This is a genomic window from Pseudomonas sp. AN-1, assembly GCF_034057115.1.
GTDB lineage: Bacteria > Pseudomonadota > Gammaproteobacteria > Pseudomonadales > Pseudomonadaceae > Geopseudomonas.
Genome location: NZ_CP139195.1, coordinates 3,754,678 through 3,776,634 on the forward strand (window position 1 = coordinate 3,754,678; position 21,957 = coordinate 3,776,634).

At 69.0% G+C, this 21,957-nt stretch carries 24 protein-coding genes; 13 read left to right on the forward strand and 11 right to left on the reverse strand.

The annotated features are described in order from the left end of the window. Nucleotides 1–103 precede the first annotated feature (103 nt). The 3 genes from SK095_RS17710 to SK095_RS17720 all read left to right on the forward strand — a co-directional run bounded on the left by SK095_RS17710 (nucleotide 104) and on the right by SK095_RS17720 (nucleotide 3,160). Complete coding sequence (locus SK095_RS17710) at nucleotides 104–496, forward strand: RNA-binding S4 domain-containing protein (protein ID WP_136491361.1); 393 nt, start codon at nucleotides 104–106, stop codon at nucleotides 494–496. Nucleotides 497–601: 105 nt separating this feature from the next. Next, nucleotides 602–1,489, forward strand: coding sequence for an Hsp33 family molecular chaperone HslO (gene hslO, locus SK095_RS17715; protein WP_320547014.1), 888 nt, complete (start codon nucleotides 602–604; stop codon nucleotides 1,487–1,489). Nucleotides 1,490–1,615: 126 nt separating this feature from the next. Then, nucleotides 1,616–3,160, forward strand: a complete 1,545-nt coding sequence (locus SK095_RS17720) for a phosphoenolpyruvate carboxykinase (RefSeq protein ID WP_136491359.1) — start codon at nucleotides 1,616–1,618, stop codon at nucleotides 3,158–3,160. A gap of 111 nt (nucleotides 3,161–3,271) precedes the next feature. On the opposite strand, the gene SK095_RS17725 is transcribed toward SK095_RS17720, so the two are convergent. The 3 genes from SK095_RS17725 to yrfG form a co-directional block, all read right to left on the reverse strand. Beyond that, nucleotides 3,272–3,937 carry a YceH family protein gene (locus tag SK095_RS17725; protein WP_136491358.1) on the reverse strand — a complete coding sequence of 222 codons (666 nt, stop codon included), beginning with the start codon at nucleotides 3,935–3,937 and terminating at the stop codon, nucleotides 3,272–3,274. A 118-nt stretch (nucleotides 3,938–4,055) separates the two neighbouring features. Next, complete coding sequence (locus tag SK095_RS17730; RefSeq protein WP_201486416.1) at nucleotides 4,056–4,547, reverse strand: glycine zipper domain-containing protein; 492 nt, start codon at nucleotides 4,545–4,547, stop codon at nucleotides 4,056–4,058. Nucleotides 4,548–4,707: 160 nt separating this feature from the next. Beyond that, nucleotides 4,708–5,379, reverse strand: a complete 672-nt coding sequence (yrfG, locus tag SK095_RS17735; protein ID WP_136489404.1) for a GMP/IMP nucleotidase — start codon at nucleotides 5,377–5,379, stop codon at nucleotides 4,708–4,710. A gap of 122 nt (nucleotides 5,380–5,501) precedes the next feature. Here yrfG and nudE point away from each other — a divergent pair, with 122 nt between their 5' ends. Then, nucleotides 5,502–6,068, forward strand: a complete 567-nt coding sequence (gene nudE / locus SK095_RS17740; RefSeq protein WP_136489403.1) for an ADP compounds hydrolase NudE — start codon at nucleotides 5,502–5,504, stop codon at nucleotides 6,066–6,068. An 8-nt stretch (nucleotides 6,069–6,076) separates the two neighbouring features. Then, nucleotides 6,077–6,895 carry a 3'(2'),5'-bisphosphate nucleotidase CysQ gene (gene cysQ, locus SK095_RS17745; RefSeq protein ID WP_320547015.1) on the forward strand — a complete coding sequence of 273 codons (819 nt, stop codon included), beginning with the start codon at nucleotides 6,077–6,079 and terminating at the stop codon, nucleotides 6,893–6,895. A 112-nt stretch (nucleotides 6,896–7,007) separates the two neighbouring features. Here the strand turns inward: cysQ and SK095_RS17750 are convergent, their stop codons facing one another. Further along, the gene (locus tag SK095_RS17750; protein ID WP_320547016.1) at nucleotides 7,008–7,460 is read right to left on the reverse strand and encodes a thioesterase domain-containing protein; all 453 of its coding nucleotides are present in this window, start codon (nucleotides 7,458–7,460) and stop codon (nucleotides 7,008–7,010) included. Between the two features lie 229 nt (nucleotides 7,461–7,689). On the opposite strand from SK095_RS17750, the gene SK095_RS17755 reads away from it, so the two are divergent. After that, nucleotides 7,690–8,067 carry a BON domain-containing protein gene (locus tag SK095_RS17755; protein ID WP_320547017.1) on the forward strand — a complete coding sequence of 126 codons (378 nt, stop codon included), beginning with the start codon at nucleotides 7,690–7,692 and terminating at the stop codon, nucleotides 8,065–8,067. A 54-nt stretch (nucleotides 8,068–8,121) separates the two neighbouring features. Here the strand turns inward: SK095_RS17755 and metK are convergent, their stop codons facing one another. Next, on the reverse strand, nucleotides 8,122–9,312 hold the full coding sequence (gene metK / locus SK095_RS17760; protein WP_136489399.1) for a methionine adenosyltransferase: 1,191 nt from the start codon (nucleotides 9,310–9,312) through the stop codon (nucleotides 8,122–8,124). 62 nt (nucleotides 9,313–9,374) lie between these two features. Then, complete coding sequence (locus tag SK095_RS17765) at nucleotides 9,375–10,355, reverse strand: ArsR/SmtB family transcription factor (protein WP_136489398.1); 981 nt, start codon at nucleotides 10,353–10,355, stop codon at nucleotides 9,375–9,377. 192 nt (nucleotides 10,356–10,547) lie between these two features. Between SK095_RS17765 and tkt the strand changes: the two genes are divergently transcribed. The 4 genes from tkt (at nucleotide 10,548) to fba (ending at nucleotide 16,154) form a co-directional block, all read left to right on the forward strand. Next, complete coding sequence (gene tkt, locus SK095_RS17770) at nucleotides 10,548–12,548, forward strand: transketolase (RefSeq protein WP_320547018.1); 2,001 nt, start codon at nucleotides 10,548–10,550, stop codon at nucleotides 12,546–12,548. 140 nt (nucleotides 12,549–12,688) lie between these two features. Beyond that, on the forward strand, nucleotides 12,689–13,741 hold the full coding sequence (epd, locus tag SK095_RS17775; RefSeq protein ID WP_320547019.1) for an erythrose-4-phosphate dehydrogenase: 1,053 nt from the start codon (nucleotides 12,689–12,691) through the stop codon (nucleotides 13,739–13,741). A 12-nt stretch (nucleotides 13,742–13,753) separates the two neighbouring features. Next, a complete protein-coding gene (locus SK095_RS17780) occupies nucleotides 13,754–14,917 on the forward strand; it encodes a phosphoglycerate kinase (protein ID WP_320547020.1) in 1,164 nt (387 codons plus the stop codon). A 172-nt stretch (nucleotides 14,918–15,089) separates the two neighbouring features. Continuing rightward, nucleotides 15,090–16,154: a class II fructose-bisphosphate aldolase gene (fba, locus tag SK095_RS17785; RefSeq protein ID WP_256014139.1), complete on the forward strand. Its 1,065-nt coding sequence runs from the start codon at nucleotides 15,090–15,092 to the stop codon at nucleotides 16,152–16,154. A gap of 221 nt (nucleotides 16,155–16,375) precedes the next feature. Here fba and SK095_RS17790 read toward each other — a convergent pair whose 3' ends face one another. Then, on the reverse strand, nucleotides 16,376–16,717 hold the full coding sequence (locus SK095_RS17790) for an FKBP-type peptidyl-prolyl cis-trans isomerase (protein WP_320547021.1): 342 nt from the start codon (nucleotides 16,715–16,717) through the stop codon (nucleotides 16,376–16,378). A gap of 169 nt (nucleotides 16,718–16,886) precedes the next feature. Here SK095_RS17790 and SK095_RS17795 point away from each other — a divergent pair, with 169 nt between their 5' ends. The 3 genes from SK095_RS17795 to SK095_RS17805 all read left to right on the forward strand — a co-directional run bounded on the left by SK095_RS17795 (nucleotide 16,887) and on the right by SK095_RS17805 (nucleotide 19,805). Further along, complete coding sequence (locus SK095_RS17795) at nucleotides 16,887–17,336, forward strand: hypothetical protein (RefSeq protein ID WP_320547022.1); 450 nt, start codon at nucleotides 16,887–16,889, stop codon at nucleotides 17,334–17,336. Nucleotides 17,337–17,395: 59 nt separating this feature from the next. After that, nucleotides 17,396–17,902: a M48 family metallopeptidase gene (locus tag SK095_RS17800; protein WP_320547023.1), complete on the forward strand. Its 507-nt coding sequence runs from the start codon at nucleotides 17,396–17,398 to the stop codon at nucleotides 17,900–17,902. A 76-nt stretch (nucleotides 17,903–17,978) separates the two neighbouring features. After that, nucleotides 17,979–19,805 carry an SEC-C metal-binding domain-containing protein gene (locus tag SK095_RS17805; protein WP_320547024.1) on the forward strand — a complete coding sequence of 609 codons (1,827 nt, stop codon included), beginning with the start codon at nucleotides 17,979–17,981 and terminating at the stop codon, nucleotides 19,803–19,805. A gap of 1 nt (nucleotide 19,806) precedes the next feature. On the opposite strand, the gene SK095_RS17810 is transcribed toward SK095_RS17805, so the two are convergent. The 4 genes from SK095_RS17810 to SK095_RS17825 all read right to left on the reverse strand — a co-directional run bounded on the left by SK095_RS17810 (nucleotide 19,807) and on the right by SK095_RS17825 (nucleotide 21,901). After that, the gene (locus SK095_RS17810; RefSeq protein WP_320547025.1) at nucleotides 19,807–20,754 is read right to left on the reverse strand and encodes a p-hydroxyphenylacetate 3-hydroxylase reductase component; all 948 of its coding nucleotides are present in this window, start codon (nucleotides 20,752–20,754) and stop codon (nucleotides 19,807–19,809) included. A gap of 94 nt (nucleotides 20,755–20,848) precedes the next feature. Next, on the reverse strand, nucleotides 20,849–21,199 hold the full coding sequence (locus SK095_RS17815; RefSeq protein ID WP_320547026.1) for a hypothetical protein: 351 nt from the start codon (nucleotides 21,197–21,199) through the stop codon (nucleotides 20,849–20,851). Further along, nucleotides 21,196–21,588 (reverse strand): phage holin family protein, encoded by a 393-nt coding sequence (locus SK095_RS17820; RefSeq protein ID WP_320547027.1) that lies wholly within the window; start codon nucleotides 21,586–21,588, stop codon nucleotides 21,196–21,198. The genes SK095_RS17815 and SK095_RS17820 overlap by 4 nt, the downstream gene beginning before the upstream one ends. A 4-nt stretch (nucleotides 21,589–21,592) precedes the next feature. Continuing rightward, nucleotides 21,593–21,901: a DUF883 family protein gene (locus tag SK095_RS17825; RefSeq protein ID WP_136489387.1), complete on the reverse strand. Its 309-nt coding sequence runs from the start codon at nucleotides 21,899–21,901 to the stop codon at nucleotides 21,593–21,595. Nucleotides 21,902–21,957: the final 56 nt, after the last annotated feature.

Consider the following 21,957-nt stretch of genomic DNA (forward strand, 5'->3'; position numbering starts at 1 on the left):
GGGTGGGCATCGAACCATTATGATCAAGCCTAGGCGGGCCCGCCATCTGCCGTGACGCGGTCGACAGCGCCGCCGGGCAAGTGCGGAGCGAGGAGAGCAGGGCATGAGCGACAAAGACGACGACAGGGCGCGCCTGGACAAGTGGCTGTGGGCGGCGCGCTTCTTCAGGACCCGCGCGCTGGCCAAGGCGGCCATCGAGGGCGGCAAGGTGCATTGCCGCGGCGAGCGCTGCAAGCCGGCCCGGGAGCCGAAGGTCGGCGACGAGCTGACCATCCGCGCCGGCTTCGACGAGCGCACGGTGATCGTCCGCGCGCTGTCCAGCGTGCGCCGCGGCGCGCCCGAGGCGCAGTCGCTCTACGCGGAGACCGCCGACAGCATCGCCCGCCGCGAGCAGGCCGCGGCGCTGCGCCAGGCTGGCGCGCTGGGCGTGCAGAGCGACGGGCGGCCGACCAAGAAGCAGCGTCGGCAGATCCACCAGTTCCGCGACGGCCACTGAGCATCGATAGATTCGACCCGCAGCGGCGATAGACGGGCGCCCCTTGGTGATGCCTGCCGTTTGCGCCTAAAATTGGCCCTCACGAGCGAACCCAGCGGGTCTGGCATGTCCGATTTTTCCCAACGTTTCCTGTTCGAAGACACCGATGTGCGCGGCGAACTGGTCGAGCTCGACCAGAGCTTCGCCGAGGTGCTGGCCAAGCACGCCTACCCCGAGCCGGTCGCCGAGTTGCTCGGCGAGATGCTCGCCGCGGTGACCCTGCTCAGCGACATCCTCAAGTACGACGGCCTGCTGGTGCTGCAGGCGCGCTCCAGCGGCCCGGTGCCGCTGCTGATGGTCGAGTGCTCCAGCGACCGCGAGATCCGCGGCATCGCCCGCTACGACGCCGAGGCCCTGGGCACGGCGCACACGCTGCGCGAACTGATGCCCGAGGGCGTGCTGGCGATGACCGTCGATCCGAAGGTCGGCAAGCGCTACCAGGGCATCGTCAGCCTCGATGGCGAGACCCTGGCCGACTGCCTGTCCGGCTACTTCGAGATGTCCCAGCAGCTGCCCAGCCGCTTCTGGCTGAATGCCGACGGCCGTCGTGCCCGCGGCCTGCTGCTGCAGCAGCTGCCGGCCGACCGCCAGACCGACCCCGACGAGCGTGCGGCCAGCTGGGAGCACCTGCTGACCCTGGCCGATACCCTGACCGCCGAGGAGCTGCTCGGCCTCGACAACGAGACCCTGCTGCGCCGCCTGTACCATCAGGAAACGGTGCGCGTGTTCGACGCCGAGCCGCTGCGCTTCGGCTGCAGCTGCTCGCGCGAGCGCTCGGCCAATGCCCTGGCCAGCCTGGGCGAGGCCGACGCCGTGCAACTGGTCCAGGAGCAGGGTGGATCCGTGCAGATCGACTGCCAGTTCTGCAACCACAGCTACCGTTTCGACGCCGCCGACATCGCCCAGCTGTTCGCCGGCGGCGGCAGTGCCGAGCCGTCGCCGACCCGGCACTGACTGAGTGTTTTTTGCCCAGAGGCCGTTTTCTCTGGCATAATCGCGCGCAATTTTTTCGCTGTAGCGCGCATCAAGAACCGCTACAACAATGATTGGAGGACTCGGCCACAGGCCGACGGGGACCACATGACGCAAGCCAACACTGCCGTGTACACCGACATCAGCACCGCCGAACTGATCGAGCAGGCCATCCGCCGTGGCGAAGGCGAGCTCGCCGCCAACGGCTCGCTGGTCGTGCGTACCGGTCACCGTACCGGCCGCTCGCCGATGGACCGCTTCATCGTCCAGGAGCAGAGCACCGAGGCCAAGATCGCTTGGGGCAAGATCAACCGTCCGTTCCCGGAAGACAAGTTCGACGCCCTGTGGGATCGCGTCGAAGCCTACCTGGCCGAGCGCAGCCACTTCGTCTCCCACGTGCATGTCGGCTCCGCCGCCGAGCACTACCTGCCGGTCAAGATGACCACCGAGACCGCCTGGCACAACCTGTTCGGCCGCTGCCTGTTCATCAACCCGGAAACCTTCAACCCGGCCGGCAAGGGCGAGTGGCGCATCCTCAACGTGCCGTCCTTCGTCTGCGAGCCGGAGCGTGACGGCACCAACTCCGACGGCTGCGTGATCCTCAACTTCGCCCAGAAGAAGGTGCTGATCGCCGGCATGCGCTACGCCGGCGAGATGAAGAAGGCCATGTTCTCGGTGCAGAACTTCCTGCTGCCGGAAGCCGACGTGCTGCCGATGCACTGCGCCGCCAACATCGGCGAAGAAGGCGACGTCACCCTGTTCTTCGGTCTGTCCGGCACCGGCAAGACCACCCTGTCCGCCGACCCGAGCCGCTACCTGATCGGCGACGACGAGCACGGCTGGGGCGAGGGCGTGGTGTTCAACATCGAGGGCGGCTGCTACGCCAAGTGCATCGACCTGTCCGAGAAGAACGAGCCGGTGATCTGGAAGGCCATCCAGTTCGGCGCCGTGCTGGAGAACGTGGTGCTCGACGAGCGTTCGCGCCAGCCGGACTACGCCGACGCCAGCCTGACCCAGAACAGCCGCGCCGCCTACCCGCTGGAGCACGTCGAGAAGCGTTCCGAGAAGAATCTCGGCGGCGAGCCGAACGCGGTGATCTTCCTGACCTGCGACCTGACCGGCGTGCTGCCGCCGGTGTCGATCCTCAACAACGAGCAGGCCGCCTACCACTTCCTGTCCGGCTACACCGCGCTGGTCGGTTCCACCGAGATGGGCAGCGGCACCGGCATCAAGTCGACCTTCTCCACCTGCTTCGGCGCGCCGTTCTTCCCGCGTCCGGCCGGCGAGTACGCCGAGCTGCTGATCAAGCGCATCAAGGCGTTCGGCTCCAAGGTCTACCTGGTCAACACCGGCTGGACCGGCGGCGGCTACGGCGTCGGCAAGCGCTTCAACATCCCGACCACCCGTGCGGTGATCGCGGCGATCCAGAGCGGCGCGCTGGTCGGTGCCGAGACCGAGCACCTGCCGATCATCAACCTGGACGTGCCGAAGGCCGTGCCGGGCGTCGAGACCGAGCTGCTCAACCCGCGCAACACCTGGGCCGACAAGTCCGCCTACGACGAAGCCGCCCGCGGCCTGGCCAAGCTGTTCATCGAGAACTTCACCAAGTTCGAGGTGTCCGACGCCATCCGCGCCGCCGGCCCGCAGCTGTAATCAGCCGCGACCGTGCATGAAAAAGCCGCCTTCGGGCGGCTTTTTCATTTCTGGCGGCGGGCGGGCAGACGAGTAGGGTAGAAAACTCGCGCAGCGATTTTCTACCGCTGCTCAGTTGCCGTCGCCCTCCAGGCGAGCCAGACGCGCCTCCAGCTCGGCGATGCGGGCTTCCAGGGCAGCGAAGCGCTCTTCCTGCGCAGCGGCACCGGCCGGGGCGGCGCTCTCCTGCGGGCGGGCGGCGAGCAGCGCCTCCTGTTCGGCCGGATCGCCCAGCTGGTGGGCGTAGCGCTCCTCACGCTGGCCGCTCTGCCGCGGCAGCTGGCGCACCAGGCCACGGCCGGCCAGGCGCTCGAGGTGGTGGCGCACTTCCTCGGTGTCGTCGAAGGCGTGCAGGCGGCCGCTGCGCGCCAGCAGCTCGCCGAGGGTCTGCGGGCCGCGCAGCAGCAGCAGGGCGAGCAGGGCCAGCTGCGGCTGCACCAGTTCCAGCGACTTGTCGGCGCGCTGTTCCCAGCGGTCGGCGCGGCTGCCCATCACCAGGCGGACCAGGCCGCGCTGCTCCAGGCTGCGCAGGGCCTGGCCGGCCTCGCCGGGCGTGAGGTTCATCAGCGGCTCGCGGCTGGTCTTCTGGTTGCAGGCCAGCTGCAGGGCGTTGAGGGTCAGCGGGTAGCTTTCCGGCGTGGTGGCCTGCTTCTCGATCAGGCAGCCGAGGGCGCGGGCCTCGGCGGCGGACAGCGGCGCGTCGGCGAACGGCGAGGGGAGGGGGGAGGATTCGCTCATGGACTGGGGCGCTCAGCGGGGAAGAGAGGGCCCTAGTGTCCCCAAGCGGCGCCGGCATTTCCAGCGGTGCGGGCGCAGCAATGCAAACGGGCGCCCTGGGGCGCCCGTTGCGTGGGGGTCAGTCGTCGTGACGATGGCGATGCTTGCGGTGGCCGTAATGGCGGCCGTTGTCATGCCAGTGCTTGCCGCGATAGCGGCGGCCGTCACGGTAACCGTCCCTGTAGTAGTCGCGCTCCCGTTCGGCCTGGCTGGCGTCGCCCATGTGGTTGCCCAGCGCGCCGCCCGCGGCACCGCCGAGGCCGGCGCCGATCAGGCCGCCGGTGGTGCCGCCGACCGTCTTGCCGATCACGTTGCCGCCGGCGGCGCCGAGGCCACCGCCGATGGCCGCTTCGGTCTTGTTGCCGCGCTTGGCGCCGACTGCGCCGCCGGCCGCGCCGCCGACGCCGGCGCCGATGGCTGCGCCGGTGCTGCCGCCGACCGCCTGGCCGACCACCGAGCCGAGCACCCCGCCGAGGGCGCCGCCGACGGCTGCGGTGCCATTGCCGTCGGCCGCCCAGGCGGAGCTGCCGACCAGGGTCAGGGACAACAGGAAGAGGGGGGCGTATTTCATCGCGGCTATCACTCCGTGGGGATGTCGGCGCCGATCCTGCGCAGGCACGAGGCATTTGGCAAGAGCCGTTCCGATGGGCGGCAGCGTTTTGCAAAATTCCGCACATTGCCGCCTTTTATCGGGAACTTTGCCGGATATGCCCCGGTCAGAGGGCTCTTGCTCAGGTCGCGGGCAGCCCCGTGCACAACGCCAGATAGCTGTCGACGGCGGCGAACTCCTCGGTGTCCTTGGGCGCGCCGCGGCTGTCCGGCTGGCGCACGCCGAGCAGGTGGGCGATGCCGTACTGGCGGGCGCTGCGCAGGATCGGCAGGCTGTCGTCGATGAACAGGCTGCGCGCCGGGTCGAAGCCGAAGTCCTGCTGCAGGGCGAACCAGAACTGCTGGTCCTCCTTGGGGAAGCCGTAGTCGTGGGAGCTGATCAGGCGGTCGAAGAATGGCGCCAGCTCGACCCGCTCCAGCTTCAGCGACAGCGAATCGCGGTGGGCGTTGGTGATCAGCGCCACGCGCTTGCCGGCGGCGCGCAGGGCGGCGAGGAAGCGGTCGGCGTCCGGGCGCAGGGCGATCAGGTGGGCGATCTCCTCCTTCAGCGCGCGCACCGGCAGCGCCAGCTCGCGGCTCCAGAAGTCCAGGCAGTACCAGCTCAGTTGGCCGGCATGCTGCTGGAACAGCGGCAGCAGCTCGGCCAGCGCGGCCTCGAGGGCGATGCCGTGCTTGTCGGCGTAGCGCTGCGGCAGGTGGTGCAGCCAGAAATGGTTGTCGAAGTGCAGGTCGAGCAGGGTGCCGTCCATGTCGAGCAGGACGGTGTCGATCTGGTTCCAGGGCAGCTGGGGCATGGGGGCGGGCGGCTCGGGCTGGGCGGCAGCCGCTGCAGCCGCCGGGCGGCGCGGCATTCTGCCGGGAGTCGAAAAAAGGGCGCGTTATGATAACGTGTCGGCCACGCCAAGGAGTCCAGCTTATGCGCCAGAAACCCGATGTTCTCGCCCGCGCCATCGTGGCCAAGAGCCGCCTGTTCACCGTCGAGGAGCTGCAGCTGCGCTTTTCCAACGGCGTCGAGCGCACCTACGAGCGGCTGCTCAGTCGCGGGCTGGGCTACGGGGCGGTGATGGTGGTGGCCATGGAGGACGCCGAGACCGTGCTGCTGATCGAGGAGTACTGCGCCGGTACCGATGGCTACGAGCTGTCGCTGCCCAAGGGGCTGATCGAGCCGGGCGAGGACGTGCTGGCGGCGGCCAACCGCGAGCTGAAGGAGGAGGCCGGCTTCGGTGCCCGCCAGCTCGAGCACATCACCGGCCTGTCGCTGTCGCCGGGCTACATGAGCCAGCGCATCCAGGTGGTGCTGGCCCGCGACCTCTATCCCGAGCGCCTGCCCGGCGACGAGCCGGAGGCGATCCGCGTCGAGCGCTTCAGCCTGCGCGACATCTCGCGTCTGGCGATGGCCGACAACTTCAGCGAGGGGCGCGCCCTGGCGGCACTGTACCTGGTGCGCGACCTGCTGACCCAGCGCGGCGACTACCAGCCGTGAGCCCGGCCATGACTCATCCGCTGCTGCCCGCCGTGGTCGAGCTGGTGCGCCAGGCCGGCGCCGCTACCCTGCCGTTCTGGCGCGACGACGTGGCCATCGAGATCAAGGCCGACGCCTCGCCGGTGACCGCCGCCGACCTGGCCGCCCACCGCCTGCTTGCCGACGGTCTGGCGCGGCTGGCGAGCGATATCCCGGTACTGTCCGAGGAAGACTGCGAGATCGGCCTGGCGGTGCGTCGCCACTGGTCGCGCTGGTGGCTGGTCGACCCGCTGGACGGCACCAAGGAATTCATCGCCGGCAGCCCGGAGTTCACCGTCAACGTGGCGCTGGTCGAGCAGGGACGGGTGCTGTTCGGCGTGGTCGGCGTACCCGCGCGCGGGCTGTGCTACTACGGCGGCGCCGGCCTCGGCGCCTGGCGCCGGGACGATGCCGGCGAGCAGCCGATCGGCGTGCGCATCGCTCCGCCCGAGGCCTTCACCGTGGTGGCCAGCCGCCGCCATTCCAGCCCGGCCCAGGAGCGCCTGCTCAGCGGCCTGAGCGCGCGCTTCGGCGACCTGACGCTGGCCAGCGTCGGCAGCTCGCTGAAGTTCTGCCTGCTCGCCGAGGGCAGCGCCGACTGCTATCCGCGCCTGGCGCCCACCTCGCAGTGGGACACCGCGGCGGCGCAGGGCGTGCTGGAAGGCGCCGGCGGCGAGGTGCTCGACCTGCACGGCCGGCCGCTGGTCTACCCGGCGCGCGAGGACTACCTCAACCCGCACTTCCTCGCCCTGCCGCAGGCGGCGGAGTGGCGCGAGGAACTGCTGCAGCTGGCCCTGGCGCTGGATTGAGTGCGGGGCATCTAAGCTCATCGGTGCGCATGGCGCACCCTACGTCGTACCGCCTCGCTGCTTAGCCGTAGGGTGCGCCATGCGCACTCAGAGCCCTGGGTTCGGGCGCTGCCTACTTGTGCAGCACGTACTCCCCATGCAGATGCACCGCCGTCTCGCCGCTCGGCGCCGGGATGCGGATGTCCAGGTACAGGCGCGCGCGGCCGCGGCGGCGGTACATGGTCTCGAACTTCTTCCACTCCGCCTCGCCCGGCGCCGCGCAGATCGCCACGGCCTCCTCGACCACCGGCAGCGGGTAGTCGATCTGTCCCCCCTTGATCACGATATGCCCGTCGTCGATGCCCGCCTCGCGCAGGCGCAGGGTCAGCCAGCCCCAGCCGGTCAGCACGCTGATGCTGTACAGGCTGCCGCCGAACATGCTGCCGGTGTGGTTGCTGTTGGGCGCCAGCGGCATGGCCAGGCGCAGTTCGTGGTTCTCCCAGCTGTGCACGCGCAGCTGCATGGCGCGGGTCAGCGGGATGTCGCGGTGGAGGAGGTCTTGCAGGTATTGGCAGTCGGGATGCATGTCCGGGGGGATCCAGGTGCGCTGACAACAGGTGGCCAATGATCCTGCGTCGCGGCGGCCAGTGCAATCGCGCTGCCGCTTCGGCCGGTCATCGGCTGGTGGCTGGCCGTAGATGCCAGCGTTTCCAGCGGGAGTATAGTGAACGGATGCCGGCGCCTGCAGGGCGGTGGGGCGAGTCTGCTGCCGTTGCTGCCGGGCGGGGCTGAACGTACCTGCGGAGGTACTCGCCATGAAAATGCATTCCTTCAATCAGTACTCGCACGACCTGGGGATGGCGGTTCACGACCTGTGGCTCACCGCCAGGGTGAAGTCCGCCCTGGAAATGGCCAAGCCGACCCGTGGTCAGCATATCCACGTCAAGACCCATGCCGGGGTGGTGGCCCTGAGCGGGCGGGTCGAATCGCACCGACTGTGCGAGCAGGCCATCGAGCTGGCCCGTGCGGTGCACGGCGTCAGCGAGGTGGATGCCCAGCAGCTGGAAATCTGGATGGTCGCTCCCGGCCATCTGCCCGAAGCGGGCAATGCCGAGGAAGGCGCCGACCACGAGGTCGAGATCGCCAGGCGCCGGGAACGGATCCGGGGGCCTCATGGTGGCGACACGCCCTGATGAAAAAAGCCCCGCCAGCGTGCGCTGGCGGGGCTTTTTCGTGCTGCGGAGGAATTACAGACCGGCAGCGGCGCGCAGCGCCTCGGCCTTGTCGGTCTTCTCCCAGGTGAAGGCGGTGAAGGTGTCGTCGCCGACGGTCATCTCCACCGGGGTGCGGCCGAAGTGGCCGTAGGCCGCGGTCGGACGGTACATCGGGTGCAGCAGGTCGAGCATTTTGGTGATCGCGTACGGACGCAGGTCGAAGACCTCGCGGACCAGCTTGATGATGGTGTCTTCGCTGACCTTGTTGGTGCCGAAGGTGTTGATCGAGATGGAGGTCGGCTGAGCCACGCCGATGGCGTAGGACACCTGGATCTCGCAGCGCTCGGCCAGGCCGGCGGCGACGATGTTCTTGGCCACGTAGCGGCCGGCGTAGGCGGCCGAGCGGTCGACCTTGGACGGATCCTTGCCGGAGAAGGCGCCGCCACCGTGGCGGGCCATGCCGCCGTAGGAGTCGACGATGATCTTGCGGCCGGTCAGGCCGCAGTCGCCCACCGGGCCGCCGATGATGAACTGGCCGGTCGGGTTGATGTGGAACTGGGTGTCCTTGTGCAGCAGCTCGGCCGGCAGGGTGTGCTTGATGATCAGCTCCATCACCGCTTCCTGCAGGTCGCTCTGGCTGATCTCCGGGCTGTGCTGGGTGGACAGCACCACCGCGTCGATGCCGACCACCTTGCCGTTCTCGTAGCGGCAGGTGACCTGCGACTTGGCGTCCGGGCGCAGCCACGGCAGCAGGCCGCTCTTGCGCGCCTCGGCCTGGCGCTCGACCAGACGGTGGGAGAAGCAGATCGGCGCCGGCATCAGCACGTCGGTCTCGTTGCTGGCGTAGCCGAACATCAGGCCCTGGTCGCCGGCGCCCTGGTCTTCCGGCTTGGCGCGGTCGACGCCCTGGTTGATGTCCGGGGACTGCTTGCCGATGATGTTGACGATGCCGCAGGTGGCGCCGTCGTAGCCGACGTCGGAGCTGTTGTAGCCGATGTCGACGATCACGTCGCGCACCAGCTGCTCGAGGTCGATCCAGGCACTGGTGGTGATCTCGCCGGCGACGATGGCCACGCCGGTCTTCACCAGGGTCTCGCAGGCCACGCGGGCGTGCTTGTCCTCGGCGATGATGGCGTCAAGCACGGCATCGGAGATCTGGTCGGCGATCTTGTCCGGATGGCCTTCGGACACGGACTCGGAGGTGAAAAGGGAATATTCGCTCATCTATCGGTTCCTGTTATTACCGGTGGGTGAGTCGGCCTCGCGGCCGTGTCATACAGCAGTGTTCAATTCCGATCCGGGCGGGCGAAGTGCCGTACCTGGATCTGGAAACCGTTGCGCAGGCCCAGATAGAGGCTCTCGCCGCTCTCCAGGCCCGCCTCGGCGGCCCAGCGCGCCAGCTCGTCCTGATCGAAGCCCAGCCACAGATCGCCGCACGCCTCGCGCGCCCAGCCCTGGGCATGGCTGCACAGCTCGGTCAGCAGCAGGCTGCCGCCCGGCCTGACCAGCCGCGCCAGCTGGCGCATCGCCGCGGCCGGCTCGGCGAAGTGGTGCAGCACCATGTTCAGCACCACGCAGTCGGCCGGCGCCTGTTCGTCATGCAGCGCGTCGGCCAGCTTCAGCTCGACGTTGGCCAGTCCCTCGGCCTGGCAGCGCTGGCGGGCCAGCTCGAGCATCGCCGGGCTGCTGTCCAGCGCGGTGACGGCGGCGAAGCGCCGCGCCAGCTCGGGCAGGAAGGCGCCGTCGCCGGGACCGACCTCCAGCGCCGTGGCGCTGAGCGGAAAGTGCAGGGCGTCGAGCAGAGCCAGCAGGCTGTCGCGGTACTGCGGCAGGCCGGCGATCAGGTCCTGCTGGGCGCGGAACTTCTCCACGGTGCGGGCGAAGAAGTCGTGCGCCGCGGCGGCGCGCTGCGCCTGCACCTCGGCGATGCGCGCCTGCACCGCGTCCGGCAGCTGCAGTTCGTCCACTTCCTCGAGCAGCGCCGCGTGCAGCGCGCTGCCGGTCTCGCCGCCGTGCGCCAGGGCGCGGCGGTAGAAGATCGCGGTGCCCTCGCGGCGGGTGGCCACCAGGCCGGCCTGGGCCAGCACCTTGAGGTGATGGCTGATCCCCGACTGGCGCATGGCGAAGATCTGCGCCAGCTCCAGTACGCCGAACGAGTCGCTGGCCAGCGCGCGCAGCACGCTCAGGCGCAGCGGGTCGCCGGCGGCCTTGCACAGGGCGGCCAGTTGCTCGCTCGGGGCGTGGCGGAAGGCGGGCTGCGTACTCATAAGGGGGCGAAGTCTAGTCGGCGCGTCGCGGTGGCGCAATGCCTGTATCAAAAAGTTTTGATATTGGCGCTCGGTCACGCTGCGGACGGCGGGCCGATTCGCGCGGATCGACCATCTGTGATTGCCCGTTCCCCCGCCTGTGGGCGAAAATGGCGGCCTTTTTTCGTCAAGCCCCCCTGCAGGAGACCAGCGATGCCCAGCCGTCGTGACCGAGCCAATGCCATTCGTGCCCTCAGCATGGATGCCGTGCAGAAAGCCAACAGCGGCCATCCCGGCGCACCCATGGGCATGGCGGACATCGCCGAAGTGCTGTGGCGCGACTTCCTCAAGCACAACCCGCAGAACCCGCAGTGGGCCGACCGCGACCGCTTCGTGCTGTCCAACGGCCACGGCTCGATGCTGATCTACTCGCTGCTGCACCTGACCGGCTACGACCTGTCGATCGACGACCTCAAGCAGTTCCGCCAGCTGCACAGCCGCACCCCGGGCCACCCGGAATACGGCTACACCCCGGGCGTGGAGACCACCACCGGTCCGCTCGGCCAGGGCATCGCCAACGCGGTCGGCTTCGCCATCGCCGAGAAGGTGCTGGGCGCGCAGTTCAACCGCCCGGGCCACGCCATCGTCGACCACAACACCTACGTGTTCCTCGGCGACGGCTGCATGATGGAAGGCATCAGCCACGAAGTCTGCTCGCTGGCCGGCACCCTGGGCCTGGGCAAGCTGGTCGCCTTCTACGACGACAACGGCATCTCCATCGACGGCGAGGTCGAGGGCTGGTTCACCGACGACACCCCGGCGCGCTTCGAGGCCTACGGCTGGCAGGTGATCCGCAACGTCGACGGCCACGACGCCGACGAGATCAAGATGGCCATCGAGACCGCGCGCGCCGAGAGCGAGCGTCCGACCCTGATCTGCTGCAAGACCGTGATCGGCTTCGGTTCGCCGAACAAGGGTGGCAAGGAAGAGTGCCACGGCGCGCCGCTGGGCGATGCCGAGATCGCCGCCACCCGCGCCCAGCTCGGCTGGAACCATGGTCCGTTCGAGATCCCCGCCGACATCCAGGCCGAGTGGGACGCGAAAGAGGCCGGCGCTGCCCGCGAGGCCGCCTGGAACGAGCGCTTCGCCGCCTACGCCGCCGAGTTCCCGGAGCTGGCCGCCGAGTTCCAGCGCCGCCTGGCCGGCGAGCTGCCGGCCGACTTCGCCGAGAAGGCCGCCGCCTACGTGGCGGAAGTCGCCGCCAAGGGCGAGACCATCGCCAGCCGCAAGGCCAGCCAGAACACCCTCAACGCCTTCGGCCCGCTGCTGCCCGAGTTCCTCGGCGGCTCGGCGGACCTGGCCGGCTCCAACCTGACCCTGTGGAAGGGCTGCAAGGGCCTGGCCCATGACGACGCCGGCGGCAACTACGTGCACTACGGCGTGCGCGAGTTCGGCATGAGCGCGATCATGAACGGCGTCGCCCTGCACGGCGGCTTCATCCCTTACGGCGCCACCTTCCTGATCTTCATGGAATACGCGCGCAACGCCGTGCGCATGTCGGCGCTGATGAAGCAGCGCGTGCTCTACGTGTTCACCCACGACTCCATCGGTCTGGGCGAGGACGGCCCGACCCACCAGCCGATCGAGCAACTGGCCAGCCTGCGCGGCACCCCGAACCTGGACTGCTGGCGCCCGGCCGACGCCGTGGAATCGGCGGTGGCCTGGAAGTACGCCATCGAGCGCAACGACGGTCCGTCGGCGCTGGTGTTCAGCCGCCAGAACCTGCCGCACCAGGCGCGCAGCGAGCAGCAGATCGCCGATATCGCCCGTGGTGGTTATGTCCTGAAGGACTGCGCCGGCGAGCCGGAACTGATCCTGATCGCCACCGGCTCGGAAGTCGGCCTGGCCGTGCAGGCCTTCGAGGCGCTGACCGCCCAGGGCCGCCAGGTGCGCGTGGTGTCGATGCCGTCGACCAGCGTGTTCGACCAGCAGGACGCCGCCTGGAAGCAGGCCGTGCTGCCGGTGCAGGTCGGCGCGCGCATCGCCATCGAGGCCGCGCATGCCGACTTCTGGTACAAGTACGTCGGCCTGGAAGGCCGCATCATCGGCATGACCACCTTCGGCGAATCCGCGCCGGCCGGGCAGCTGTTCGAGGAGTTCGGCTTCACCCTCGACAACGTGCTGGCCACCGCCGAAGAGCTGCTGGAAGACTGATGCCGTCAGGGTGGATGGCTGCGGCCATCCACCGATCCTCGGGTAGGGTGCGCCGTGCGCACCGCCGGTTCGTCTGTGGTGCGCATGGCGCACCCTACGAGGTGCTCCCCCGAGCCGAGCGACAGACACTGCGAGATCCCATGCCCAACCGTCCCTACAAAGTCGCCCTCAACGGCTACGGCCGCATCGGTCGCTGCGTGCTGCGCGCCCTCTACGAGCGCGGCGCGGATGCCGGCCTGGAAATCGTCGCCCTCAACGATCTGGCCGACCAGGCCAGCATCGAGTACCTGACCCGCTTCGACTCCACCCACGGCCGCTTCCCCGGCGAGGTGAAGGTCGCCGGCGACTGCCTGCACCTCAACGGCGACTGCGTGAAGGTGCTGCGCCAGGCGACGCCGGAGGGTATCGACTGGGCCGCACTGGGCGTCGACCTGGTGCTGGAGTGCTCGGGCGTCTACCACAGCCGCGCCGACGGCGAACGCTTCCTCGCTGCCGGGGCGCCGCGCGTGCTGTTCTCGCAGCCGATGGCCAGCGAGCAGGACGTCGACGCCACCATCGTCTACGGCGTCAACCAGGCCAGCCTGAGCGGCGCCGAGCGGCTGCTGTCCAACGCCTCCTGCACCACCAACTGCAGCGTGCCGCTGCTCAAGCTGCTCGACGAGGCGGTCGGTCTCGACTACGTGACCATCACCACCATCCACTCGGCGATGAACGACCAGCCGGTGATCGACGCCTATCACCACGAGGACCTGCGCCGCACCCGCTCGGCGTTCCAGTCGGTGATCCCGGTGTCGACCGGGCTCGCCCGCGGCATCGAGCGCCTGCTTCCCGAGCTGTCCGGACGGGTCAGGGCCAAGGCGATCCGCGTGCCGACGGTCAACGTGTCCTGCCTGGACATCACCCTGCAGACCCGCCGCGACACCACGGCGGCCGAGATCAACCGCGTGCTGCGCGAGGCCGCCGAGCAGGGCCCGCTGCAGGGCCTGGTGGCCTACACCGAGCTGCCCCACGCCAGCTGCGACTTCAACCACGACCCCCACTCGGCCATCGTCGATGGCAGCCAGACCCTGGTTTCCGGCCCGCGGCTGGTCAACCTGCTGGCCTGGTTCGACAACGAGTGGGGCTTTGCCAACCGCATGCTCGACGTGGCGGAACACTTCCTGCGCGTCGCCCATCGCCCACAGCCCATGTAAAGGACTGAGCCCATGACTGTTTTGAAGATGACCGACCTGGATCTCGCCGGCAAGCGCGTGCTGATCCGCGAAGACCTCAACGTTCCGGTGAAGGACGGCGTGGTCAAGAGCGACGCGCGCATCGTCGCCTCCCTGCCGACCATCAAGCTGGCGCTGGAGAAGGGCGCGGCGGTCATGGTCTGCTCGCACCTGGGCCGTCCGACCGAGGGCGAGTTCTCCGCCGAGAACAGCCTGCAGCCGGTCGCCGACTACCTGTCCAAGGCCCTCGGCCGCGAAGTGCCGCTGGTCAGCGACTACCTGGGCGGCGTCGACGTGCAGCCGGGCCAGGTGGTGCTGTTCGAGAACGTGCGCTTCAACAAGGGCGAGAAGAAGAACGCCGACGAGCTGGCGCAGCAGTACGCCGCGCTGTGCGACGTGTTCGTCATGGACGCCTTCGGCACCGCCCACCGCGCCGAGGGCTCGACCCACGGCGTCGCCAAGTTCGCCAAGGTCGCCGCGGCCGGCCCGCTGCTGGCCGCCGAGCTGGACGCCCTGGGCAAGGCCCTCGACAAGCCGGCCCGGCCGATGGTCGCCATCGTCGCCGGCTCCAAGGTCTCCACCAAGCTCGACGTGCTGAATTCCCTGGCCGAGATCTGCGACCAGCTGATCGTCGGCGGCGGCATCGCCAACACCTTCCTCGCCGCCGCCGGCTACAAGGTCGGCAAGTCGCTGCATGAAGCCGACCTGCTGGACACCGCCAAGGCCATCGCCGCCAAGGTCGCCGTGCCGCTGCCGGTCGACGTGGTGGTCGCCAAGGAGTTCGCCGAAACCGCCGAAGCGACGGTCAAACTGATCGGCGACGTGGCCGACGACGACATGATCCTCGACATCGGCCCGCAGACCGCCGCCATGTTCGGCGAGATGCTCAAGGCCTCGCAGACCATCCTGTGGAACGGCCCGGTCGGTGTGTTCGAGTTCGACCAGTTCGGCAACGGCACCAAGGTGCTGGCCCAGGCCATCGCCGAGAGCCCGGCGTTCTCCATCGCCGGCGGCGGCGACACCCTGGCGGCCATCGACAAGTACGGCGTGGCCGAGCGCATCTCCTACATCTCCACCGGCGGCGGCGCCTTCCTCGAGTTCGTCGAGGGCAAGGTCCTGCCGGCCGTGGCGGTGCTGGAAGAGCGCGCCAAGGCCTGAGGCCATGACCGTAGGGTGGACAACGGCGCAGCCTTGTCCACCGTGGGCGCCGATTGGTGGACAAGCGCTGCGCGCGTTGTCCACCCTACGCCGACCGTAAGCATATTGCGCCCGACCTGCCCCTGCGGCAGGCTGGGCACCGATCAAACGACCCTTACTGGGAGCTACACAGATGGCACTTATCAGCATGCGCCAGCTGCTGGACCACGCCGCCGAATACGGCTACGGCGTGCCGGCCTTCAACGTCAACAACCTCGAGCAGATGCGCGCCATCATGGAAGCGGCCGACAAGACCGACTCCCCGGTGATCGTCCAGGCTTCCGCCGGCGCCCGCAAGTACGCCGGCGCGCCCTTCCTGCGCCACCTGATCCTCGCCGCCATCGAGGAATTCCCGCACATTCCGGTGTGCATGCACCAGGACCACGGCACCAGCCCGGACGTCTGCCAGCGCTCGATCCAGCTGGGCTTCAGCTCGGTGATGATGGACGGCTCGCTGATGGCCGACGGCAAGACCCCGGCCGACTACGACTACAACGTGCGCGTGACCCAGCAGACCGTGGCCATGGCCCACGCCTGCGGCGTGTCGGTGGAAGGCGAGCTGGGCTGCCTGGGCAGCCTGGAAACCGGCCAGGCCGGTGAGGAAGACGGCGTCGGCGCCGAGGGCACCCTCGACCACAGCCAGATGCTCACCGATCCGGAAGAGGCGGCGGCCTTCGTCAAGGCCACCCAGGTCGACGCCCTGGCCATCGCCATCGGCACCAGCCACGGCGCCTACAAGTTCACCAAGCCGCCGACCGGCGACGTGCTGGCCATCGAGCGCATCAAGGAAATCCACAAGCGCATCCCCAACACCCACCTGGTGATGCACGGCTCCAGCTCGGTGCCGCAGGAGTGGCTGGCGATCATCAACCAGTACGGTGGCGACATCAAGGAAACCTACGGCGTGCCGGTCGAGGAGATCGTCGAGGGCATCAAGCACGGCGTGCGCAAGGTCAACATCGACACCGACCTGCGCCTGGCCTCCACCGGCGCCATGCGCCGCATGATGGCCGAGCAGCCGAGCGAGTTCGACCCGCGCAAGTTCTTCGCCAAGACCATCGAGGCCATGCGCGACATCTGCATCGCCCGCTACGAAGCCTTCGGCACCGCCGGCAATGCTTCGAAGATCAAGCCGATCTCCCTGGAAGGCATGTTCCAGCGCTACGCCCGCGGCGAGCTGGCCGCCAAGGTCAACTGATCCGGCGCGTTCGCTTCTAGTAGTCCCACAAGGCCCGCCGCGTGCGGGCCTTGTGCTGTCCGGACCAGAACCTGTCCACGATCTCGCGAGCTAGAGCCAGGCGAGGCCTCGGCGGCCCCGCAAAATCGGTTGAGGAAGCGGAGTTTGCTGGTTGCAAATGAGCACTCCGAAACCGATTTCAACGCAGCATGGCCGACGCGCAGCAGATCGTGGGCGGGTTCTCAGTCGTCGCGGGTCAGCACTTCCAATAGCTCGATCTCGAAGATCAGGTTGGAGTTGGGCTTGATGTGCGCGCCGATCTGCCGCTCGCCGTAGGCCAGGTGCGCCGGCACGAACAGCCTGCGCTTGCCGCCGACCTGCATGCCCATCAGCCCCTGGTCCCAGCCCTTGATCACCCGGTCGGTGCCGATCACGCACTGGAACGGCCGGCCCTTGGCGTAGGAGGAGTCGAACTCGGTGCCGTCCTCCAGCCAGCCGGTGTACTGGGTGGTGATCAGGGCGCCCTTGACCACGGCCTTGCCGTCGCCCGGCCGGATGTCCTCGATCTGCAGTTGCTCGCTCATCGCTCGTCTCTCGCTGGCTGCGCCGGTCGTGGCCGGCAGGGTGCGGCGTTTTCGCAGGAAACGCGCGGTCGCGCAAGTTCCGGGCGGGTTGCCGGCGGCCTGCCGTGGCTGCGCCAGCGCCGCGTCCGGCGCTATAGTCGGGGGCACCTCCGCCACCAGGTCCGTACTCATGGATGAGTTCAATCCCTACGCCCCGCCGCGCTCGCGGGATCCCGCTCCCCTCCGCATGTCCGGCGAGCCACCCGGTTTCGCCACCTATCGGCTGCTCAATGGACTGTATGCCGGCGTCATGCTGCTGGCGCTGCTCATTCTGCTGCTCAACGGCACGTTGCAGGCGGAGTTCTCCGACCTGCTGGTGCTGGCGATTTTTCTCGCGCCGCTGCTGAGCTTCGCCCTGGTCCTCGGCCGGCGCCGGCAGGCCTTTCGGCGCTGGCGCTGGTTCCAGGCGGCCGGCAGTGGCGTCCTGCTGCTGTTCTGTCTGCAGGACGTCGTCGGCAGCGGGGTGCTCAATCGCGCCGGCCTGTTCATGACCCTGGCCAACCTGTTCTCCCTGGGCGCCGGCCAGTACTTCCTGGTGCGGCGGCTGTCGCCCGGCGCGGCTGGCGAGGCGGCGGGCTGAGCGCAACGGGGCCGGGCAGCGGGTAGAATGCCGACTGTTCTTCCGTCCAGAGCCGCCCGATGACCCCGCTCAAATACCTCGCCGCCTACCCGCCCCACCTGCAGGAGCAGGTGCGCCGGCTGATCGCCGAGGAACGCCTCGGCGACTACCTGGCCAAGCGCTATCCCGAGCGCCATGCGGTGCAGAGTGACAAGGCGCTGTACGCCTACGTGATGGAGCGCAAGCAGCGCTTCCTGCGCAACGCGCCGGGGATCGACAAGGTGCTCTACGACAGCAAGCTCGACGTGGTGCGCAACGCCCTCGGCCTGCACACCGCGGTCTCGCGGGTGCAGGGCGGCAAGCTCAGGGCGAAGAAGGAGATCCGCGTCGCCGCGCTGTTCCGCGACGCGGCGCCCGAGTTCCTCGACATGATCGTGGTCCACGAGCTGGCGCACCTGCGCGAGTTCGACCACAACAAGGCGTTCTACCAGCTCTGCGAGCACATGCTGCCGGGCTACCAGCAGCTGGAGTTCGACCTGCGCCTGTACCTGACCTGGCGCGAGCTGGACGGGGCGGTGGTGCGCTAAACAGGAGAGTGCCGGCAGCGCCCGAGGCTGCCCGGCCTGATCCACAGCTTTCAGTGGTGTCACTCAAGGGTGGAGCATGAGTACAGATAAAAGGGAGCAGGCCTGGGAGGCCTTCACGATGATGCTCTGCCACCAGTCGGTGCGCAGGATCCTGGCTGGTGAATCGTTTACGGCGTTCCGGGCCTGGATGCTCGAGATGGTCGATCCGTTGCTGGCCATCATGGAGGTGGCGCCCGTGTCGGCGAGCGAGCCGCTGCGCAACGCCATGGCCACCGAGCTGGCGATCAACGTCTGGAATGCCGTGCCCATTCCGGAAAACCGCTTCCGGCCCCGCTCCCCGGTCAAGCCGGAACGCAATGCCCCGTGCCCGTGCGGCTCCGGGCGCAAGTACAAGCAGTGCTGCGCCGCGCTCGGCGCACCGGACCTGGGCGCGCCCGAAGCCATGCTGCTGGCCAGCGTGCTGAAAACCTATCCCCGCAAGGGCCTGCGCGAGTTGCCGCTGTATGACGCGGATCCGCGGCTGTTGGCCGAGGTTGCCCTGCTCTGGGAGAGCTGGGGGCAGGACAAGGATGCTTTGGCGCTGCTGGAGGGGTTGTTCGAGTACCTGCCGAAGTTGGACAGACGCGCGGAGGCCGCTGCCGACCAGTTGCTGGACTGCTACCGAAAGGCGCATGCGCCACGCAAGCGCCAGCGCTTCATCGATGCGCTCAAGGCGTCTGCCGACAGGACCCTCAGTGCCTGCGCCTGGCAGCGCCAGGCCACTATCGATAGCGACCGTGGCGATTATCCGGCGGCCTGGCGGGCTTTCCGCGAGGCGCAGCGACTGGTGCCGAACGAGCCGGCACTGTCCCATCTGGAGATCCTGCTGCTGCTCGGCGAGGGGCGTCGCGAGGAGGCCCGGGCTCGCGCGCAGTTCTGGGCGGCCAAGCTGGCGCGTGATCCGAAGTACGATCACAGCGAGCTGATCGGCGTGTTGCGCGACCTGGTGTCGGACAGCGGTGAAAGCATGCTGCGCCTGCTGCCGATGGCGGAAGGTCCGCAGGCCGAGCTCGGCCGGCTGCTGGAGCGTTGCCCGCCGGTTGCCTGTGCCTACCACCGGGACGGCTCGGAGCTGGTTCCGGACACTGCGCTGCAGGCGCTCGAGCAGCGCTGGTGCGCGCAGGCCATGGGGGGCGGGCTTGCCGACTGGCTGCCTCTACTGGGCAAGGAACCGCTGGCGCTACAGTCGTTCCTGGTGCTGGGCGATCTGGTGGAGGAGCTCCATCATGAGCCGGACGTGCTGCCTGGCAGCAGCGAAGCCTTGGGTAGACTTCTGCTCGAACGCGGCGAGCGGCTGCGCAACTGCGTGCTCGAGACGCTGCAGGCGCAGGAGACCGAGCTGCCGTGGGGGTTCCACGGCAACCGGCCGTTGCTGCGTCTGGCGGGGGACTACGCGCTGGAGATGGCGCGGGCGCAGCCGCAGAAGGCGCTGGAGGTCATGCGCTGGCTGGTGCTGACCGCCAACCCGTACGACAACCAGGGCATGCGCGAATACCTGATCCATGACCTGGTCCGCCTTGGACAAGCTGATGAGGCCGTCGCGGTGGCTGCACGCTATCCGGACGATTTCGCCTTCGTCGAGTACGGCCGGGTGCTTGCCCTGTTCGCATCCGGACGGCTGGCAGAGGCCGAGACCGCTCTGCGCCAGGCCGTCGCGAGCTTCCCCAAGGTGTGGAAGGCGCTGGTCGCGGCCAGAGCCAGGCGGCCGGACCTGAGCGGTCCGGGTATTGTCGTCGGCAGCGACAACGAAGGCTGGCACTACCGCGACGAGCATTTCGAACTGTGGCGCGACAGCGGCGCCCTGCACTGGGCGGGCCAGTTGCCCGCACTGCGCGGGGCACCTGGTAAGCGTCCGGGCAAGTAGGTCACTGCGCCTGCATCACCACCTTGAGCACCTTGCGGAAGGTCTCCAGCTCCTCGGCGCTGAGCCCGGCGAACACCGCCTCCTGCTGGCGCCGCGAGATGTCCCACAGCGCCTCGGTCTGCGTGCGGCCGGCCTCGGTCAGCGCGTGGCCGGCCGCGCTCTCGCTCACCAGGCCCTTCTGCCGTAGGTTGGCCAGCGCCTCCTTGATCTCGCGGGTCGGCATCGCCACCTCGCGCTGCAGGGCGACCAGGTCGAGCTGGGCACTGTCCTCCAGCACCATCAACATGCGTGCCTCGCTGGTGCTCAGGCCGGTGGACAGCTGCTTGGGCGCGTAGCTGGCCTGGTAGGCGTTGACCGCCTGGATCATCAGGTAGAACAGGTTGCTGCCCATCAGCCGGCCGTGCATGGCCGGCGCCGGCGCGGCGTTCGGGTCGCTCCTGCGCGGCGCGCGCGGGTGAGGCAGGACCATCGAGTAGGCGCCCTGGTGGTAGAGCAGCGGCGAGCGGCCGAAGTCGTCGAAGGCCACCACCTTGCCGATCAGGATCCAGTGGTCGCCGCCGTCCACCTGTTGGTGGCGCTCGCACTGGAAGCGGGCCGCGCAGTCGGGCAGCAGCGGCGCGCCGCCGAGGCCGGCCTCATAGGCGATGCCGGCGAACTTGTCCTCCTGCGGGCGGGCGAAGTGGTTGGACAGCTCGATCTGGTCGGCGGCGAGGATGTTCACCGTGAAGTGGCTGGCGGCCTCGAACACCGCGTGGCTGGCGGAGCGCTTGTCGATGCTCCAGAGAATCAGCGGCGGGTCGAGCGATACCGAGTTGAAGCTGTTGGCGGTGACGCCGACCTGCTCGCCGCTCGGGCTGCGCGCGGTGACTATGGTGACGCCGGTGGCGAAGTTGCCCAGCGCGCGGCGGAACACGCGGGGGTCGAAGGCGGTTTCACTGCTGGTGGTCATCGCGGACTCTCCGGTCGTGGCGGCTGGGGCGCGCGCGGGCGCATATGGGATTCAGTCTAGGGCGGCTTGGCGGGCAGGACCAGCGGCCCGGGCGTCAGGGCGCCGGCGGATCCTGCTCCGGCGCGCGCCGCCGGCGCGGTGTGGCGAACAGGCGCAGGGCGGTGACGACCAGCGGCACGTAGGGCCCGGCCAGGCGCAGCCAGTGGCGCAGGCTGGCGGTGCTCCGGCCGCCGAGCAGGCCGAGCAGGGTGGCCCCGGCCAGTCCCCACAGCGGCGCATGCGGCAGGTTCAGGCGCTGTGGCCAGGATCGCAGCTGCTGCAGCGGCTGGGTCAGGCGCAGGCTTTCGTAGCGCAGCTCCTGGCGGTGCAGCTCCAGACGCATGCGCACCAGCGCCTTGCGCATCTGCTGCGGCGAGGCGTGTTCTGGCGGGGGCGGCGGGATCATGGCAGCAGTTGCTCGCGGTCGCGCGCCAGCTCTTCGAGGCTGGCGCTGAAGGGGAAGCGCTGCTGCTGCAGGGTTGCCCGCAGGCGCCACAGCGCCAGCAGGCAGCCCAGCCCGTGGAACAGGCACAGGGCGACCGTCGCCTCCAGGCGATAGCTGTCCCAGCACAGCAGCAGCACCAGCACGCTGAGGGCGAACAGCAGGAGCAGGCCGAACACCAGGGCCAGGCCGGCGCACAGCAGCTGGCGCAGGCTGGCGGCCTTCTGTTCCTGCAGCTCGATGCCCAGCAGCTCGAGGTGCCCGTGCAGCAGGCCGAGGGCGGCGGCTCCTGCTCCGCGCAGCGCCGAGCTGCCGGCGTCGTTGGCGGGGGCGTCCTGCGTTCCCGCGCTCATCGCTTCAGCGCCGGGCGATCAGCATGCCGAGCAGGAAGCCGATGCCGGCACACAGGCCGAGCGACTGCAGGGGATGCGCCTGCACGTAGTGCTCGGTCGCCTCGACGCCGGCCTTGCAGCACTTGTTCATCGACTCCTCGCCGACCTGCAGGCTACTGCGGGCGCGGGCGAGGCTGCTCCTGAGCTGTTCGCGCAGCCCTTCGGCCTGGTCGCCGGCCAGGCTGGCCGACTGCTGCAGCAGCTTCTCGGTGTCCTGAACCAGCGCCTGGAAGTCGGCGAGCAGTGGATCCATGGAGGGGTTTTTACGGGCCATGGACGGCTCTCCTCGGGTGGGTGAACCCTGAGTGTAGGACGCCAGCGCGGAATTCT